Here is a 14,588-nt window from a genome sequence, read left to right as displayed (position 1 = left end):
CAGTCTGAAGTAACGGGGCGATTGTAGTGTGCGACGGTCCTTCTTCGTGCCTTGTGAAGGCAACGCATCGTTGCGAGGATGCGTCGGGGACTCCTGTCCGCGTGCGTTTTCGCTTGCGGGGAGCGGCGGTCGGGCCTTTCGGCTCACGGCATTCGTGGACCTGGCGCGGAGCGCGTCGGGTCCGTTGGTGGCACTTGTCCGCGCGTTCTCCGGTTTCCGGGGCGTGTTTGGAGATTCGGGGGAATGCATGCGTTGCTTTGTCGCGTGGTTGTGCCTGTTCTTGTCCGCAGCCTGCTCGGCCGCGATCGATCCGGCCCCGGTATTCCGACAAATCGGCGTCGCCGACGGACTGCCCTCGATCGGTATCAATGCACTCGCGCTCGATCGCGACGGCTATCTATGGATCGCCACGCGCGACGGCCTCGCTCGCTACGACGGCGTCGGCTATCGCATTTTTCGCCACGTGCCCGGCGACCCGACGACGCTGCCCGGGAATTTCGTGCAAACGGTGTTGGTCGATGACCGCAATCGCATCTGGGTCAGCGTCGAAGGCGAAGGTGTCAGCGTATTGGACGTGGATCGTCGCGGCTTCCAGCATTTCAATCGCGGCAATCGACCGCTAATCCGCAGCAACGACATCTTCGCCATCACGCAGACCCCCGACCACGCGATCTGGTTCGGGACCTATGCCGGCGGGCTGTATCGACTGCGCCACGGCGGCGAATCCGGAGAGCAGCTGACGCGGTTTCTGCCGGAAGCAGGGAATGTGCATAGTTTGCCCGACGAGAATGTCTATGCCCTTGCCGTCGACCAAGCCGGAAAGTTGTGGGTCGGGACCACCAAGGGCGTCGTTCAATGGACACCGAGCGGCTGGCAGAAGATTCCAGATGAGCTGCTCAGTGGATCGACCATCCTCAGCCTCTCGCCGGATCGTGACGGAAGCTTGTGGATTGGTACACCTCAAGGTCTGAATCATCGGAAGAAGGACGGTCAAGTCGAAGTGCCCGAATGGCAAAGCCAGTTGCCTGTGGGTGGCGTGTTGTCGGCATCGAGGGACGATGAGGGTGGACTATGGATGGCCACGCAGCGAGGTATGGTGCGGGAGCAAAGAGGAATTGTTGAAAGCTTTCCGGGGACTCCTGTACGAGGACCCATGTTTTATCAATCCCTCGCTGACATTGAAGGAGGGATCTGGTTTGCGTCGGCAAATGACGGAATTTTTCAGCTGCCTGCTGGCTGGCGAAATTTCTCCGTGGTAAGTCGCGGTCCGGATCGACGCTCTTTAAAGAATCGTCTTGTAAGGGGTATGGCTTCCAGCTCAAGTGAGAAAGTTTGGCTGGTTGGAATAAGTGGTGTCGTAGAGAGTATTTCTGTTTCTGAAGGCATCGTCGATCGCGGTCCAGGTGCGACCGACAAACTGAGGCTGTTCAATCTGAGGTCTGTTTACGAGACAAAAGACGGGAGACTTTGGATTGGCTACAAAGGTCTGATGCGATATGACGCTCGGGACCGTAGTGTGCAGAGTTGGAGTATCGAGCAAGAAAAAGATCCGGCGATGTCCGGTCTTATCAACCGTTTTTTGGAAACCGACGACGGGCTCTTGTGGATGGCGTCCTACGGCAGCGGATTGCAAGCTCGCGATGACGCGGGCCACGTTGTCCACACTCTCCAGCCCAACGATGGACAAGGACTGCTCGCGCCCGAGGTGAAACAACTGGCTATCGGTCCTGATCGTGCGCTTTGGGTTGCCGGACCCGGAGGATTGCAGCGCTGGGACACGATGCGGTCCCGATTGGTCAACGTCGATGGGGCGCCGACGGAAACTATTTTTGGCATGGCCTTCGTGCCGCCCGACACCGTCTGGCTGCATCGTATGGCAGCGCTCGAAGGCTACCGTTGGGACGGCGAGAAGCTACAGCGATTCCGACAGCTGACCTCGGAACAAGGCCTGCCCGCCGTCGCCTCCGGCGGCATCGCGGTCGATCGCAATGGCGCGCTTTGGCTGACGACGTTGCGCGGGCTACTGCGCTACGACCCGGTGGCTGGACGACTTCGGCAATTCGGCGTACGCGACGGCCTGCCCAGTCAGGAGTTCGAACCGATCGCCCCGTTGATGACGCCCGGAGGACTCGGGTTGGCGTCCAGTGCCGAAGGCCTGGTGATTTTCGATCCCGCCCGCATCCGCGGCGCTGGCATCGCCCCCAAACTGTCCATCGATGCGATCAGTTTGCGTCGCCAAGACACGGTGTTGAATCTTCCGGCCAACCAAGGCCTGGTGACCCTCGGTCCGGAAGACCGCGACCTTCGCGTCAACGCGCGACTGCTGTCGTTCGTCGACCCGAAGGCGCATCGCTACCGGTTTTGGCTGCACGGCTACGATCGCGACTGGGTCAATGTCGATGAGCGCGGCGAGCGTGTGTTCTCGCGTCTGGATCCGGGCGATTACCGGTTGGAGGTCGTGGCCGCGAATGCCGAAGGATTGTGGTCGTCGCCGCGCGGCTTCCGTCTCGTGGTCAATCCCCCGTGGTGGCGCACGACCCCGGCCATCGCGGCAGCGCTGATGATCGTCGTCATGGGGCTCGGGCTGACCGCGCGGGCGTACCAGTCGCGCTTGCGCGAACGCCACGAGGCGTCCCTGCACGAGCAACGGCGACAATTCGCCGAACAGGGTTCCGAAGCCAAAAGTCGGTTTCTGGCAACACTCGGACACGAGATACGGACGCCCATGACCGGCGTGCTGGGCATGTCGGAGCTTCTGCTCGGTGGCGAACTCGACGGTGCGCAACGCCATCGCGTGCTCGCGATCCAGCGCGCTGGCCAGCATCTGCTGCGGCTGGTCAACGATGCGCTGGATCTGGCGCGCATCGAATCGGGCAAGCTCACCCTGCAGGACGAACCCTTCGATCTGCACGTGCTGCTCGATGAAGTCGCGGCGCTGTTGCGTCCCTTGGCCGAGGTCAAGCGCCTCACGTTCGCGCTGCAGCGCGGACCGGGAACGCCGCGGGTCGTGCGCGGCGATGCCGGACGCGTACGTCAGATCCTGCTTAACCTGGGCACCAATGCGATCAAGTTCACCGATCATGGCGAGGTCGCGGTGCGCAGCGCGCCCAGCGCCAGCGAAGGCCTGGTGCTGGAGGTCAGCGATACCGGACCGGGCATGAGCGCCGAGCAGCAGGCGCGTTTGTTTCGCCGATTCGAACAGGCCGAAGGGGCGAGCACCGCGCGGCGCTACGGCGGTAGCGGGCTGGGTCTGGCAATCAGCCAGGAACTCGCTGCCGCGATGGGCGGGCGCATCGAAGCGCAGAGTCTTCCCGGTCTGGGCGCGACCTTCCGGGTAGTTCTTCCCTTGGCCGCGGCACCTGCAAGCGAATTGGCCGGCCGCGACCTGCCGACGGCACAGGCGCCGTTGTCGCCGCTTCGATTGCTCGTGGTCGAAGACGACACCACCGTTGCCGAAGTCATCGTCGGCCTGCTCACGTCGCTCGGGCACGAGGTCACGCATGCGCCGCAAGCCTTGTCGGCGCTGGCCCAGGTACAGGAATCGCGCTACGACCTCGCCTTCGTCGATCTGGATCTGCCCGGCCTGGACGGCTTCGAACTCGCGCGCCTGATGCAAGCGCAGGGCCATGCGCTGCCCCTGGTCGCGCTGACTGCGCGGGCCGACGCCCACGCCGAACCGCTGGCACGTGCGGCGGGCATGCTCGGTTTCGTGCGCAAGCCGGTCACCGGCGACATCCTCACCGGTGCAATCAAGGAAGCGATGGTCTAGTGCAGCGTCGAACCGCTCAGCGCGCGCGACTGAAATCGTGCACGGCGTTGACGAGAACTTTCACGTGTTCGGGATTCATGTCCGGCGACAGGCCGTGACCGAGGTTGAAAACGTGGCCCGGATGCGGACCATAGCTCTCCAGCGTGCGCTTGACCTCGGCGCGAATCGCATCGGGCGAGGCGTACAATGTCACCGGATCGAGGTTGCCCTGGAGCGCGACCTTGCCGCCGATGCGTCGGCGGGCCTCGTCGAGCGACACCAGCCAGTCCACGCCGACACCCTCGGCACCGCTCGCGGCGAGCTCCTCGAGATACGGCGCATTGCCCTTGCCGAACAGGATCAGCGGCGTGCGCTCGGCGCCGTCGCCGCGCGCGAATTCCTGCGCGATGCGCGTGAGATAACGCAGCGAGAACTCGCGGTAGTGATGCGGCGCTAGCACGCCGCCCCAGGTGTCGAACACCATCAGCGCCTGCGCGCCGGCGGCGCGTTGGGCTGACAGATAGGCGATCACCGAATCGGTGACGACCTCGAGCAACTGGTGCATCAAGGCCGGTTCGCTGAAGGCGAGCGATTTGACCTTGGAGAAATTGTCGCTGCCGCCGCCCTCGACCATGTAGCAGGCCAGAGTCCACGGGCTGCCGGAAAAACCGATCAGCGGCACGCGCCCGCCCAACTCGCGGCGGATCAACGAGACGGCATCGGTGACATAGCGCAGTTCGGCGCCCATGTCGGGTACAGCGAGCCGGGCGATATCGGCCGCCGTGCGTACCGGTCGCGCGAAGCGCGGACCTTCGCCTTCGGCAAAGGTCAGGCCCAGGCCCATGGCATCGGGAATGGTGAGGATGTCGGAGAACAGGATCGCGGCGTCGAGATCGAAACGCTCCAGCGGCTGCAAGGTGACCTCACAGGCGAGCTCCGGATTCGTCGCCAGACCCATGAAGCTGCCGGCTTTCGCGCGCGTCGCGCGGTACTCGGGCAGATAGCGGCCGGCCTGGCGCATCAACCACACCGGCGTGGCGTCCACGGGTTCGCGGCGGAGCGCGCGCAGGAAGCGGTCGTTGGTTGCGGTCACGGGAATCCTCAAGGCGAAGTGTTTGACGTGAATGGGAGCAGTCGATCAGCGCGGCGCGTCGACGCCCTGCGCGAACATCACCAGGAATCCGCGTCGCACCTGGGCGTCGCGGGCTTTCTCGAAGGCAGCGAGCGCGGTGTCCTGGTCGAGGAACTGCTCGCGCTTGAGTTGGGCCTTGCCGCCGATATGTCCGGTCTCACGCAGCAGCGACCAACCGCCGAGCAGATCCTGCTGAAGGATCAGCTGGACATACTTCGGCGCTTCGCCGGCACTGGGTTTTTGCTGGAGCAGGAGGCGCATGAGGGCGCCATTGTAGCCGGTGAGGCTGCGCTTGCCGGAAGCTTTCTCGTTTTGGGGGAGCGGTCGCCAGCGAGCTGGTTCCTACCTCAGGAGGGACAGGATCTCGGTGTCGGGCACGTCGCGCACGACATCGGCCTGGCCCAGGCCGCGCCACAGGATCAGTCGCAGCGCGCCGGAAACGGCTTTCTTGTCCAGGCGCATTCGCTGCAGCAGCGCCGGCGCGCCGAGGCCTGGCGGAAGCGCGATCGGCAAGCCCAGGCGTACAAGCAATGCGGCCAGGCGGTCGGCATCCGCCGCCGGGGCGCGACCCAATTGCGTCGAGAGTTTCGCCGCCAGCACCATGCCGACCGCGATCGCCTCGCCATGCAACAGGCCGCCGTAGCCCTGTTCGGTTTCGATCGCATGACCGAAGGTATGACCGAAATTGAGCAGCATGCGCTCGCCCTGCTCGGTTTCGTCGCGGGCGACCACGCCGGCCTTCTGCCGGCAACTCACCGCGATCGCCTCGGCCAGGGCCTCCGGATCGCGTGCGATCAAGGCTTCGGCATGGCCTTCGAGCCACGCGAAAAACTCGGCATCGGCGATCGCACCGTACTTGACGACTTCCGCCAGCCCCGCGCGCAATTCGCGCAGCGGCAGGGTGTCGAGCGTGCGCGTGTCCGCGATCACGGCGGCGGGCTGATGAAACGCGCCGACCAGGTTCTTGCCGCTGGGCAGATCGACCGCCGTCTTGCCGCCGACCGAGGAATCGACCATGGCCAGCAAGGTGGTCGGCAATTGCACGAAGCGCACCCCGCGCATCCAGCACGCCGCCGCGAAACCGGCCAGATCGCCGACCACGCCGCCGCCGAGGGCGACGACCGTGGCATCGCGGCTCGCACCAAGCGCGGCGAGCGCGGCCAGGATGTCGCCGAAACGTGCGAGGGTTTTTTCCTGTTCGCCGGGCGGCAGGATCACGGCGTTCGTGGTCTTGCCCGCCAAGGCCTGTTGCACCTGCGCCAGATAGTGCGGCGCGACATTGCCGTCGGTGACGATCAGTACATGTTGCCCGGTCACCAGCGCCGACAGCGCCGCACCGTCTTGCAGCAGGCCAGCGCCGATACGGATCGGATAGGCGCGTTCGCCGAGTTCTACCTTCACTTCGCGCACTACGCCGCCTCCGCCCGTTGCCACTGCGACTGCAATTGCAGAACGAGGCGATCGACCGCCGTCGCTACCGCCAAACCATCCGAGTCGAAGACCAGGTCGGCGATGTCCCGATAGAGCGGCGCGCGCACTTCCGCGAGCGCCTCGAGCTTGCTGCGCCGGTCGCCGTCGGCCAGCAGGGGACGGCTGCGGTCGCGCGCGAGGCGTTCGAGTTGCTGTTCGATGCCGACGGTGAGGTAGACCACGAAGCCTCGCTCGCGAAGATGGCGGCGATTGTCGGCTGAGAGCACGGCGCCGCCGCCGGTCGCGAGCAACTGCGCGGAGCCGAGCATGAGTTCGGCGATCAATTGCGCTTCGCGGGCCCGGAAGCCGGCTTCGCCTTCATGTTCGAAAATCAGCGGAACCGCGGCACCGGTGACCTCTTCCAGACGCTGGTCGGCGTCGACGAAGGCCAGGCCCAGGCGCTGGGCGAGGCGCTTTCCGATCGAGGTCTTGCCGGCGCCCATCGGCCCGACGAGCACGAGGTTGGGTGCGGGGTTCATGAGGCCGGATGCTAGCATTCTGCTTCCGATTTCCGGAGCCGTCCGTGCCCCCGATGTCCCGACGCAGTGTGGTGATCGCCGGTGCAGGCGATGTCGGCGGGCGTCTGGCCGCCCTGTGTGCCGGTCGTGGCGACTACGTCATCGCCCTGCGCCGTCGCGAACAACCGCCGTCCGCCGGCATCCGCGGACTGCGCGTGGACCTGGCGGGCGGCGAAGGCCTGGCGCAACTGCCGCGACGACCCGATGCCGTGGTTTTCTGCGCGGCTCCCGATGCGCGCGACGAACCCGCGTATCGACGCCTGTTCGTCGACGGCCTGCGTCGGGTCCTCGATGCCGTGGACACGCCGCGGGTGATTTTCGTTTCCTCGACCGCCGTCTATGGCGAGGACGCCGGCGAGTGGATCGACGAACTGACCCCGGCGATGCCCCCGGCTTTCAACGGTCGCGTCTTGCTCGACGCCGAGCACGAGCTCGGCGCGCACCCGGGCGGTATCGTGCTGCGCTTGTCGGGCTTGTACGGGCCTGGTCGCACGATGCTGTTGCGGCGCGCGCGCGAGGCCACGATCGCGCGACCGCACTGGAGCAATCGCGTGCATGTGGACGATGCGGCCGCGGCGCTGGCGCACTTGCTCGAGCTGCGCGATAGCGCGACCTGCTATCTGGGTAGCGACGATCGGCCGACGCAGGAGCCGGAGATACTGAACTGGCTGCGCGCGCGCGAAGGCCTGCCGCCGCTGTCCGTCGCCGATGCCGCTGAAAGCGGGCGACGCGTGCGCAACCGGCGTCTGCGCGATACCGGCTGGGCGCCGCAGCATTCCGACTTCCGGTCCGGCTACCTTTCGCTCAGCTTGCCGGGCGTATAGTCGGGCGACCCGCGAGGATCGCGAGAGGCCTCGGGGCCATCCATCCCAAGGAGTCACCCATGAGCACGGTCGTGAAAGTCATCGAGATCAACGCCGCATCGAAGAAGGGTCTGGAAGATGCGGTGGCCGGAGGCCTGAAGAAAGTCTCCAAGAGCGTGAAGAACATCAAGGGCGCCTGGGTCAACGGCATCAAGGTCGTGACCAACGACGACGGCAGCATCGACGAGTGGCGTGTCGATCTGAAAGTGAGCTTCCTCGTTTCCTGACCCGACGATCTTCTGAAAACGGCGGCTGCGGCCGCCGTTTTCATGTCCGCGGCCGACGTCGCGCGTCGAGCGCGATGATCCGGTCCGCGAGGGCAGGCAAGGTCGCCAGCGCGCGTCGGCCCACCCGTTCGAACAACTGCAGGAAACGCACGATCTCCGCGCGGGTCATCGTCTGCTGCTGCGGGCGCGCGGCCTGCATCTGCCGCTCCTGCTGCCCGCGCCAGCGCGGCACGATGTCGATGCTCGGCGGCTGCAGAAAAACCAGGCGATCGAGGCGTCGCCAGAGCGGGGCATAGTCGGCGAGGGCGCGATTGCAATGACGGCGCCAAACGCCATCGCGGTCTTCGTCTGCCTCCAGCCGGTTGACCGGCTTGCGCAAGGCTGCCTCGTCGTCCGGCGGCACACCCAGGCACCAGCCTTCGAGCACGATCAGATCGGGCCGCCCGACGACGCGGGGCCAGCGCGAGGGTGACACACGACGATCGGTCAGCTTGTCGAAGCGGGGAATCGTCTGCGCCTGTTGCCCGCGCAGGCGGCGCAAGCCATCGATCGTCGCGCCGGCGAGCGCGAGGTCGTGGCTGCCCGGAGGGCCGCGCGTGGCCAGCAGCGGATGCACCTCGCGAGCCAAGGCGAGGCGTTCACGCCGCGTGCGATAGAAGTCGTCGAGCGACAACGCAACGACGTGCAGGCCACGGGTTCGCGCGAGTGCGACCAGTTGTCGTGCCAGGGTCGACTTGCCGCTACCCGGCAAGCCGCTGATGCCCAGTACGGGCGTCTGGCCGGGAACCGCCAGCGCCTCGGCCAGCAAGCCGGCGACCAGGTCGGGCGGAAATCCCTTGATCGATGTCAGGTGCGGTCGGCCGGGCATCGGGCGACAATACGACAAACCGGAAGACCCTCATGACCGATCTGCACACCGAAGCCCTGACCACGTTCACGAGCTTGCTCGCCGAAGCCAAAGCCGCCGGCGATCCCGAGCCGACGGCGATGACCCTCGCCACCGTCGCGCGCAACGGACGGCCATCGGCGCGCACGGTACTGCTCAAGGCCTTCGATGCGCGCGGCTTCGTGTTCTACACCAACTTCGAAAGCCGCAAGGGCCGCCAGCTCGCGATCAATCCGCAGGCGGCCCTGCTGTTTCTGTGGAAGGGCCTGCGCGGCAAGGAGCATGTGCAGGTCAAGATCGAGGGCACGGTCGAGCCGGTCAGCGCGGCCGAAGCAGATGCGTATTTCGCTTCGCGTCCACGGCCGAGCCAGATCGGCGCCTGGGCCTCGCTGCAATCGCAGACGCTGGACTCGCGCGAGACCTTCGAGGCGCGCTGCGCGTCCTTCGATCGCGAATACGAGGGCCGGGATGTGCCGCGTCCGCCGCACTGGTCGGGATTCCGCGTGGTGCCCGAGCTCATCGAATTCTGGTACGGCGCGAAGTTCCGGCTGCACGAGCGTCAGCGCTACGAGCGCGTGGACGGCGTCTGGAATCGCCGGATGCTCTATCCCTGATGCGCGGCCCGCAACGCATCGTCTGCCTCACGGAAGAGCCGACCGAGACGCTTTATGCGCTCGGCGAGCAGGCGCGCATCGTGGGAATTTCCGGCTTCACCGTGCGACCGCCGCGGGCACGCAAGGAAAAGCCGAAAGTCAGCGCGTTCACCAGCGCCAAGATCGGCGAGATTCTCAAGCTCTCTCCCGATTTCGTCATCGGGTTCTCCGATATCCAGGCCGACATCGCCCAGGCGCTGATCAAACAAGGCATCGAGGTCTGGATCAGCAACCACCGCAGCGTGGCCGGCATCATCGACTACGTGCGTCGCCTCGGTGCACTGGTCGGCGCCAGCGATCGCGCCAATCACTACGCGGACGAATTGCAGCGCGGGCTCGACGACATCGCCGCCGCGTCGGCGCGCCTGCCGCGACGCCCGAAAGTCTATTTCGAGGAATGGGACGAACCGCGCATCACCGGCATCCAGTGGGTGGCTGAACTCGTGCGCCTCGCCGGCGGCGACGACATCTTTCCCGAGCGGGCGAGCGAATCGCTGGCCAAGAACCGCATCCTCGCCAACGACGAGGACATCCTCGCGCGGGCCCCCGATATCGTGTTCGGTTCGTGGTGCGGCAAAAAATTCCAGCCGGGCAAGGTCGCCGCGCGGCCGGGCTGGCAGGACATGCCCGCCGTGCGCGACGGCGAACTGCACGAGATCAAGTCGCCGATCATCCTGCAGCCCGGCCCGGCGGCCTTGACCGAGGGCGTCCGCGAGATCGCCGCGATCATCCATGCCTGGGCCCAGCGCCCGGGCTGAACCGCCCGCAGCGCTGCTGCGCTGCAACTTGTCACTCCATACGCCAGGGTATACAAGCGTCGGACCGTCCGTATTCCGGCCGGGACAATGAGTTACGACGCATCCTGGGAGGGAGACATGTCGCGATTCCTGATCGGGCGCCTTTGCGGCGCCCTGCTATGCCTGTGTGCGGTTTTCCCGGCGTTTGCGCAATCGGGGTACACCCAGACCAAGGCGCCGATCGTGCTGGTGCACGGCCTGCTCGGTTTCGATTCGCTGTTCGGCGTCTACGACTACTGGTACGGAATTCCGTCGGAGCTGCAGTCCGGCGGGGCGCAGGTCTACGTCGCCAATGTCTCGTCCAGCAATTACAGCGAGGTGCGCGGCGAGCAGTTGATCGCCTATCTCGAACACCTGCGCGCCATCACCGGCAAACAACGCTTCAACCTGATCGGCCACAGTCATGGCGGCCCGACCATTCGCTACGTCGCGTCGGTGCGGCCGGATCTGGTCGCATCGGTCACCAGCGTCGGCGCGCCGCATACCGGCAGCAAGGTCGCCGATGGCCTGGCGACGACGCTGCCGCCGGGGTCGCCCTTGCGGCCGCTGGTCGCGGGTTTCGTCAACGCGCTCGGCACGTTTCTGGAATTCGCCTCGGGCGACAATGATCCGCAGGATTCGCTCGGCGCACTTGAATCGCTGAACTCCGCCGGTGCCGCGCGTTTCAATGCGCGCTATCCGCAGGGCATGCCGGTGACGTCCTGCGGTCAGGGCGCAGCGGTCGTGGGCGGCGTGCGTTACTACTCGATGGGTGGCACGTCGGTACTCACCAACCTGTTCGACGTCTCCGATCCGCTGCTCGGCGCGGGCGCGCTGTTCTTCGGTTTCGAGGCCAACGATGGTCTGGTCGGACGCTGCTCCAGTCACCTGGGCGTGGTCCTGCGCGATGACTATTCGTGGAATCACCTCGACGAGGTCAACCAGGCCTTCGGTCTGCGGCAGCTGTTCTCGTCCAGTCCGGCCAGCGTGCTGCGTGCGCATGCCAACCGGCTGAAGAACGCGGGACTGTGATGCGTCGCTGGTCGATGCTCGTGCTGGTCGTCAGTACGCTGGCGGCCGGCTTCGTCTGGTGGGCCGGCGTGTCGCGGTCGGCAGACACGCGCGTGTCTGCGCCCACGCCCCGGCCGGCGGACGTGCCGGCGGGTGACGAAGGCGGACGCGTCGCACCGAAGGACGCAGCGGAAACCCTGGCCGTGGCCGGAACCGATTCCCTGCGCGATACCGAGGTCGATGGCGCGGTGAATCTGTCGCCGGCTGGTCGGCCGAGGATCGATCGCGACCTGCGCCGTCTGTTCGACTATTTCCTCACCCGCCTCGGCGAACGCGGCTTGCCCGCGATCCGCGCCGACGTGTCCCGCCATGTCTCTGCCCAGTTGTCGACGCGGCTGTCGCCGGAGGCCGTCGCCGAAGTCATGGATCAGTTCGATGCCTATGTCGCCCTGACCCGCGAGTTGGCGGCGCTCGCGCCGACCGGCGACTCCCGCGCGGACTTCGCTCGCCTGCAGGCCTTGCGCCGGCAACGCCTAGGCGATGCGATCGCCGAAGCCTGGTACGGCGACGAAGAACGCTATCTGCAGAACACCTTGGATCGCCAAGCGGTGATGTCCGATGCGTCGCTCTCGGCTTCCGAGCGGGCGGCGGCACTGGCCGCGCTCGATGCGACACTCGACCCGGCACAGCGCGTGGCACGCGCGCCGACCGACACGATGGCGGCCGCCCTCGCGCAGACCGAGGCCTTTGCGGCGGCGAACACCGCACCCGCGGAACGATTCGCCGAACGCGAGCGGCTCTACGGTCACGATGCCGCGCAACGGCTGGCGGCGCTCGATCGCGAGCATGCGCAATGGCAGGCGCGGCTTGCGGCCTACAACCAGCGTCGCCAGCGGCTGCTCGCCGATCGCGCGCTCGACGACACGGCGCGGACACAGGCCTTGCAGTCCCTGCTGGCGACGAGTTTCAACGGCAACGAGCGCCTGCGCGTGGAAGCCCTGGCGCGGCTGGACCGCCTACCGCACTAGCCCAGGACCTTGAGTCCCAACTGCGCAAGCAATGCCGTCATCTGTCCGGCCTGCATCGCCTGTTCGCTCGAGGCATTGCCCTGTTGCGCGCGTTTGGCGACGCCCTGTGCGATCGCGGCAAGACGGAAAAAACTGAAAGCGAGCACGAATGGCCAATCGGCCGGCATCGCCTGGCCGGTGAGCTCGGTGTAGCGCGCGAGTATCGTCGCTTCGTCGGGAATGCCCAGCGCGGCGCGATCCAGTCCGCCCAGGCCGGGCAACGCAGGATTGCGCGGCAGCCGCAGCGCCATGCAGAAATAGCCGAGGTCCGCGAGCGGATGGCCCAGCGTGGACAGCTCCCAGTCGACGATCGCGATCACGCGCGGCGTGGCGGGATCGAACATCAGATTGTCGATGCGGAAATCGCCGTGCGCGAGCGCGACGCGGCCGTCGTCGGCCGGACAGCGTGCCGGCAGTCGTTCGATCAGCGCTTCCATGGCCGGGATCGGCTGCGTTTCGCTGGCGCGGTACTGCTCGCTCCAGCGCGCGATCTGGCGCGCGAAATAATTGCCGGGCTTGCCGTAGTCGCCCAGGCCTACCGCGGCGGGGTCGACGGTATGCAGCGCGGCGAGGGTCGCGATGATCGCGTCGAAGTACGCCGCACGGTCACCGACCGCGACCTCGGGCAGCGAAGGATCCCAGAAGATGCGGCCGTCCACGAACTGCATCAGGTAGAACATCGAGCCGATGACATTCTCGTCGCGGCACAGATGCAGCGGTGCAGCTACCGGGACGGCGCTGCCGCGCAGGGCTTCAAGCACGCGGAATTCGCGATCCACGGCATGCGCGGACGCCAGCAGTTGTCCCGGCGGTTTGCGCCGCAAGACGTATTTCCCGCTTGCCGCTTCGATCAGATAGGTCGGATTGGATTGACCGCCCTTGAACTTGCTCGACGTCAGCGGCCCGCGAAAGCCCGCGACATGTTGTTCCAGATACGCGGCGAGGGCAGTGTCGGGCAGGGCGAGGCGGTCGGAAGTCATGCAAGGCTCACGAGTAAGCGTGTGACTGAGGTAGTTCGGATCATGCCTTCAGCATCGACCGCGCCAGCGAAGCGATATGCACTTCGTCCGGGCCATCGGCCAGGCGCAGCGAGCGCGCGCCGGCGTACGCCTGGGCAAGGAAGTGGTCCTGCGACAAGCCGCCGGCGCCATGCACCTGCATCGCGCGATCGAGCACGGCGCAGGCCATGCGCGGGGCGACGATCTTGATCATGCCGATGAGATCCTTCGCGCCCTTGTTGCCGACGGCATCGAGGGTCGCCGCGGCCTGCAGCGTCAGCAGGCGCGCCTGCTCGATCTCGCAACGCGACAGCGCGATCGCTTCCTGGGCCATACCGTGTTCGCCGATCGGCCGACCGAAGGCGACGCGTTCGCGCGCGCGCTCGAGCATCATGTCCAGCGCGCGCTGCGCCAATCCGATCGAGCGCATGCAGTGGTGGATGCGTCCCGGGCCAAGGCGTGCCTGGGCGATTTCGAAACCCGCGCCTTCGGCATGGATGAGGTTGACGACCGGCACGCGCACATTGTCGAAGGCCATTTCGACGTGACCATGCGGGGCATCGTCGTAGCCGAACACCTGCAGCGGGCGCACGACGCGCACGCCCGGCGTCGCCATCGGCACCAGCACCATCGACTGGCGCCGGTGCGCGGGTGCGTCGGGACTGGTGACGCCCATGACGATGAGGATCCGGCAGCGCGGATCGCCGGCGCCGGTTGTCCACCACTTGCGGCCATTGAGCACGAAGTCGTCGCCGTCGCGCACGATCGGCAGGCCGATGTTGGTCGCATCGCTGGACGCGACCTCGGGCTCGGTCATCGCGAACGCCGAGCGGATCTGTCCGGCCAGCAGGGGCGTAAGCCACTGCGATTTCTGTTCGGCGGTGCCGAACATGTGCAGGACTTCCATGTTGCCGGTATCGGGCGCGGAGCAGTTGAAGATTTCCGAGGCGATCAGGGACCGGCCCATGCGCTCGGCGAGCCGGGCGTATTCGAGGTTGCTCAGGCCATGGCCATGCTCGGCATTGGGCAGGAACAGGTTCCACAAGCCCGCAGCGCGCGCTTTCTCCTTCAGCGATTCAAGCAGCGGCGGAATCGTCCAGCGCTTGCCAGTGTCGTGGTCCCAGGCGGCGAATTCCTTTTCCGCGGGGTAGACGTGCGCGCTCATGAATTCAGCGAGGCGGGCATCGAGCTCGCGCACGCGATCGGACATCGGAAACAGCTGGCTCATCGGAAATCCTG

Annotated in this window: 14 protein-coding genes; 7 read left to right on the top strand and 7 right to left on the bottom strand. The window is 66.2% G+C overall.

Features of this window, described 5'->3' with window-relative positions; all coding sequences use genetic code 11:
- The first annotated feature begins 187 nt into the window (after positions 1-187).
- Positions 188-3,769, top strand: coding sequence for a hybrid sensor histidine kinase/response regulator (locus G467_RS0103325; RefSeq protein WP_155844816.1), 3,582 nt, complete (start codon positions 188-190; stop codon positions 3,767-3,769).
- A gap of 16 nt (positions 3,770-3,785) precedes the next feature.
- Here the strand turns inward: G467_RS0103325 and hemE are convergent, their stop codons facing one another.
- The 4 genes from hemE to G467_RS0103305 form a co-directional block, all read right to left on the bottom strand.
- Positions 3,786-4,841, bottom strand: coding sequence for a uroporphyrinogen decarboxylase (hemE, locus tag G467_RS0103320; protein WP_022968310.1), 1,056 nt, complete (start codon positions 4,839-4,841; stop codon positions 3,786-3,788).
- Between the two features lie 45 nt (positions 4,842-4,886).
- Entirely contained in the window at positions 4,887-5,141 is a 255-nt protein-coding gene (locus G467_RS0103315; protein WP_022968309.1) for a WGR domain-containing protein, read from the bottom strand.
- 81 nt (positions 5,142-5,222) lie between these two features.
- On the bottom strand, positions 5,223-6,290 hold the full coding sequence (aroB, locus tag G467_RS0103310) for a 3-dehydroquinate synthase (protein ID WP_022968308.1): 1,068 nt from the start codon (positions 6,288-6,290) through the stop codon (positions 5,223-5,225).
- On the bottom strand, positions 6,290-6,829 hold the full coding sequence (locus G467_RS0103305; protein WP_022968307.1) for a shikimate kinase: 540 nt from the start codon (positions 6,827-6,829) through the stop codon (positions 6,290-6,292). Before G467_RS0103305 ends, aroB begins: the two co-directional genes overlap by 1 nt.
- A gap of 53 nt (positions 6,830-6,882) precedes the next feature.
- On the opposite strand from G467_RS0103305, the gene G467_RS0103300 reads away from it, so the two are divergent.
- Complete coding sequence (locus G467_RS0103300) at positions 6,883-7,692, top strand: NAD-dependent epimerase/dehydratase family protein (RefSeq protein WP_022968306.1); 810 nt, start codon at positions 6,883-6,885, stop codon at positions 7,690-7,692.
- Positions 7,693-7,751: 59 nt separating this feature from the next.
- Positions 7,752-7,958 carry a dodecin family protein gene (locus tag G467_RS0103295; RefSeq protein ID WP_022968305.1) on the top strand — a complete coding sequence of 69 codons (207 nt, stop codon included), beginning with the start codon at positions 7,752-7,754 and terminating at the stop codon, positions 7,956-7,958.
- A gap of 40 nt (positions 7,959-7,998) precedes the next feature.
- On the opposite strand, the gene G467_RS0103290 is transcribed toward G467_RS0103295, so the two are convergent.
- Positions 7,999-8,826, bottom strand: coding sequence for a D-glycerate 3-kinase (locus G467_RS0103290; RefSeq protein ID WP_022968304.1), 828 nt, complete (start codon positions 8,824-8,826; stop codon positions 7,999-8,001).
- 32 nt (positions 8,827-8,858) lie between these two features.
- Between G467_RS0103290 and pdxH the strand changes: the two genes are divergently transcribed.
- The 4 genes from pdxH (at position 8,859) to G467_RS0103270 (ending at position 12,312) form a co-directional block, all read left to right on the top strand.
- Positions 8,859-9,458, top strand: a complete 600-nt coding sequence (gene pdxH / locus G467_RS0103285; RefSeq protein WP_022968303.1) for a pyridoxamine 5'-phosphate oxidase — start codon at positions 8,859-8,861, stop codon at positions 9,456-9,458.
- A complete protein-coding gene (locus G467_RS0103280; protein WP_022968302.1) occupies positions 9,458-10,255 on the top strand; it encodes an ABC transporter substrate-binding protein in 798 nt (265 codons plus the stop codon). The genes pdxH and G467_RS0103280 overlap by 1 nt, the downstream gene beginning before the upstream one ends.
- A 117-nt stretch (positions 10,256-10,372) precedes the next feature.
- Positions 10,373-11,305: an esterase/lipase family protein gene (locus G467_RS0103275; RefSeq protein WP_022968301.1), complete on the top strand. Its 933-nt coding sequence runs from the start codon at positions 10,373-10,375 to the stop codon at positions 11,303-11,305.
- Complete coding sequence (locus G467_RS0103270; protein ID WP_022968300.1) at positions 11,305-12,312, top strand: lipase secretion chaperone; 1,008 nt, start codon at positions 11,305-11,307, stop codon at positions 12,310-12,312. Before G467_RS0103275 ends, G467_RS0103270 begins: the two co-directional genes overlap by 1 nt.
- Here G467_RS0103270 and G467_RS0103265 read toward each other — a convergent pair.
- Together G467_RS0103265 and G467_RS0103260 are read right to left on the bottom strand one after the other, a co-directional pair.
- Positions 12,309-13,331 (bottom strand): phosphotransferase family protein, encoded by a 1,023-nt coding sequence (locus G467_RS0103265; RefSeq protein ID WP_022968299.1) that lies wholly within the window; start codon positions 13,329-13,331, stop codon positions 12,309-12,311. The genes G467_RS0103270 and G467_RS0103265 overlap by 4 nt on opposite strands.
- A 40-nt stretch (positions 13,332-13,371) precedes the next feature.
- Complete coding sequence (locus G467_RS0103260) at positions 13,372-14,577, bottom strand: acyl-CoA dehydrogenase family protein (protein ID WP_022968298.1); 1,206 nt, start codon at positions 14,575-14,577, stop codon at positions 13,372-13,374.
- Positions 14,578-14,588: the final 11 nt, after the last annotated feature.

The sequence above is a fragment of the Arenimonas oryziterrae DSM 21050 = YC6267 genome (assembly GCF_000420545.1).
Classification (GTDB): Bacteria; Pseudomonadota; Gammaproteobacteria; order Xanthomonadales; family Xanthomonadaceae; genus Arenimonas; species Arenimonas oryziterrae.
The sequence above is the reverse complement of the archived record's forward strand: the minus strand, read 5'-3'. Positions and strand labels throughout refer to the sequence as shown.

What these genes read in the sequence shown, in the direction of transcription:
- G467_RS0103315 (WP_022968309.1), bottom strand. Translation starts at nt 5,141, where the DNA reads ATGCGCCTCCTGCTCCAGCAAAAACCCAGTGCCGGCGAAGCGCCGAAG.
- G467_RS0103305 (WP_022968307.1), bottom strand. Translation starts at nt 6,829, where the DNA reads ATGAACCCCGCACCCAACCTCGTGCTCGTCGGGCCGATGGGCGCCGGC.
- G467_RS0103300 (WP_022968306.1), top strand. Translation starts at nt 6,883, where the DNA reads ATGTCCCGACGCAGTGTGGTGATCGCCGGTGCAGGCGATGTCGGCGGG.
- G467_RS0103295 (WP_022968305.1), top strand. Translation starts at nt 7,752, where the DNA reads ATGAGCACGGTCGTGAAAGTCATCGAGATCAACGCCGCATCGAAGAAG.
- G467_RS0103290 (WP_022968304.1), bottom strand. Translation starts at nt 8,826, where the DNA reads ATGCCCGGCCGACCGCACCTGACATCGATCAAGGGATTTCCGCCCGAC.
- pdxH (WP_022968303.1), top strand. Translation starts at nt 8,859, where the DNA reads ATGACCGATCTGCACACCGAAGCCCTGACCACGTTCACGAGCTTGCTC.
- G467_RS0103280 (WP_022968302.1), top strand. Translation starts at nt 9,458, where the DNA reads ATGCGCGGCCCGCAACGCATCGTCTGCCTCACGGAAGAGCCGACCGAG.
- G467_RS0103275 (WP_022968301.1), top strand. Translation starts at nt 10,373, where the DNA reads ATGTCGCGATTCCTGATCGGGCGCCTTTGCGGCGCCCTGCTATGCCTG.
- G467_RS0103270 (WP_022968300.1), top strand. Translation starts at nt 11,305, where the DNA reads ATGCGTCGCTGGTCGATGCTCGTGCTGGTCGTCAGTACGCTGGCGGCC.
- G467_RS0103265 (WP_022968299.1), bottom strand. Translation starts at nt 13,331, where the DNA reads ATGACTTCCGACCGCCTCGCCCTGCCCGACACTGCCCTCGCCGCGTAT.
- G467_RS0103260 (WP_022968298.1), bottom strand. Translation starts at nt 14,577, where the DNA reads ATGAGCCAGCTGTTTCCGATGTCCGATCGCGTGCGCGAGCTCGATGCC.